The organism is Methylocystis suflitae (genome assembly GCF_024448135.1).
GTDB classification, from domain to species: domain Bacteria; phylum Pseudomonadota; class Alphaproteobacteria; order Rhizobiales; family Beijerinckiaceae; genus Methylocystis; species Methylocystis suflitae.
This window is the reverse complement of record NZ_JAMRYX010000073.1, coordinates 1-1,711: the sequence shown is the minus strand read 5'-3', so window position 1 is coordinate 1,711 and position 1,711 is coordinate 1. Positions and strand designations below refer to the sequence as shown.

Below are 1,711 nucleotides of genomic sequence, written 5' to 3'. Positions count from 1 at the left end.
CGACGATCTGTCGGCAGTGTGGCTGCCAACGGCCGACCGTTCCTGGAGGACAAGGCTGCCGCACGTCGATCGGCCGGCAATGTGGCTGCCAACGGCCGACCGTTCCTGAAGGGCAAGGCTCTCGCACGATGATCGGCTGGCAGTCTGGATATTTGCCCGTGGTTCCCGCGGGACAAGAAGGCAGCGTGGTCGGCTGATGGACGCACTGCCGGCCATTCCAATAACGACCCGGCGGACAGCAATGCGGCCAAACGCCGGTTTCGCCCGGGGCGCATGCGCGTTGCGGAATCACCGGCGTGACCAAGCTAACGCAGCGGCCGCGGCGCTCCACGGAGCCTTGCGGGCAGGCGCAGGTCGAGCCGGTCCAGACACGGTCGCCGGCGCACACTGCGACACAGGCCGATCGACGTGCATCCGGCCGTTGGCCGGCCGGACAACACACGCCGCCGGCAGTTAGTTGACTGCGCATGCAGCACTGCCCCTCTGCGGTCGGCGCATAGTCGCGCGCGCAAGTCGGCGCGGCGGGCACCTTGTCGACGATCCGGATGGTCCAGCACGCCCGCTTGCTGGGCGTGAGGATGCGGCTCGCGCCTGCTTGCTGCGTTTCGGGCTGCTGCGTCAGGGCCTTCCCAACTTCAGCGGGTTGCTCGACGGCCGCGCGGCGGCTACGACCGGTCATCGCCTGCCATTCGAGCACGCCACAGGCGGTCTTCTCGACGGGAGTGGATGGCGGCGCGGTCAATTCGGGAGCCGCCCTGCCTTCAAGGCGCACCACCACCTGATCGCCGGGCGCAAGCCCGCAATCTTCTGCGCTGCAAGTGAAACCGTCGCCGGACTTCGAACACGACCACCTGGACGCCGGGCAATATTTCGCGCCCTTGACGACGCGCGCGTCAGGAAAATCCGAGCCCGGCGGCAGTGTGATGCGCTGGATTAGCGTTCCACGACCAAATCGCTCTCGACCGGTGATCGTGAACTCGTAGTGAGAGCAGTTCGGCGGCACGCAGGGTCCCGTTCCAGTGGCGATGTAATCGAGGAACCAAAGCGGCGGAACCAGAATGCCCGGACATTGGCCATGGGCGTTAGGCGCCGTGCCGTTCAAGCAGCACCGGTTCACGGGAAAAGCGGTCTGGCCAGCGGGACACATGTCGGCATGGCACAGACCGTCTAGGCCTCTCTGCTGGCCGGGCGGGCAAGGCGGGCCGGCGGCCACGCAGGTCGCATTGCTCCACAACCAAGTAGCGTTCGGGACGCCCGGCGGCGCGGTGACCAAATTGAAACCCGACGGACAATTTTTCAGCGGCGACTTCGGGCATTTATTACAAGCCAGATTGTTCGGAATGCAGAGCTTTGTTACGGGCGCGCCATTCCAGCAGATTCCTGGATCCGCAGGCCCTGTCGCGCCCGGCCCATGTCCAGGTTGGAACCCCCGCCAGCAGACCGGGTCGGCGGCGCCGTTCGGGCATATCGGCTGGCATCCGCCGGTAAATCCGGGAATCTGGTTAGGCGGACAACATTGCAGCGCGTTGGTCGCGAGATGCATGCCCGGCGGACAAATCGGAGGCGGCGGCGGAGGACCGCCATCCCACCATAGCTCGATTCCGCCTTCCTCGAATCCGGGGCCAGGCCCAGGACCTTCTCCAGGACCGATCGAGGGCGGGGGTGGCGGGGGTGGCGGCGTTCCAAACGGAGGCGCTGACGGCGGCCCCGG

General features: G+C 66.6%; 1 pseudogene. It reads right to left on the bottom strand.

Annotation, left to right across the window (positions count from 1 at the left end):
- Positions 1 to 1,102 (bottom strand): annotated as a pseudogene (locus tag NEI07_RS06150) (hypothetical protein); the annotation flags it as partial.
- Positions 1,103 to 1,711: the final 609 nt, after the last annotated feature.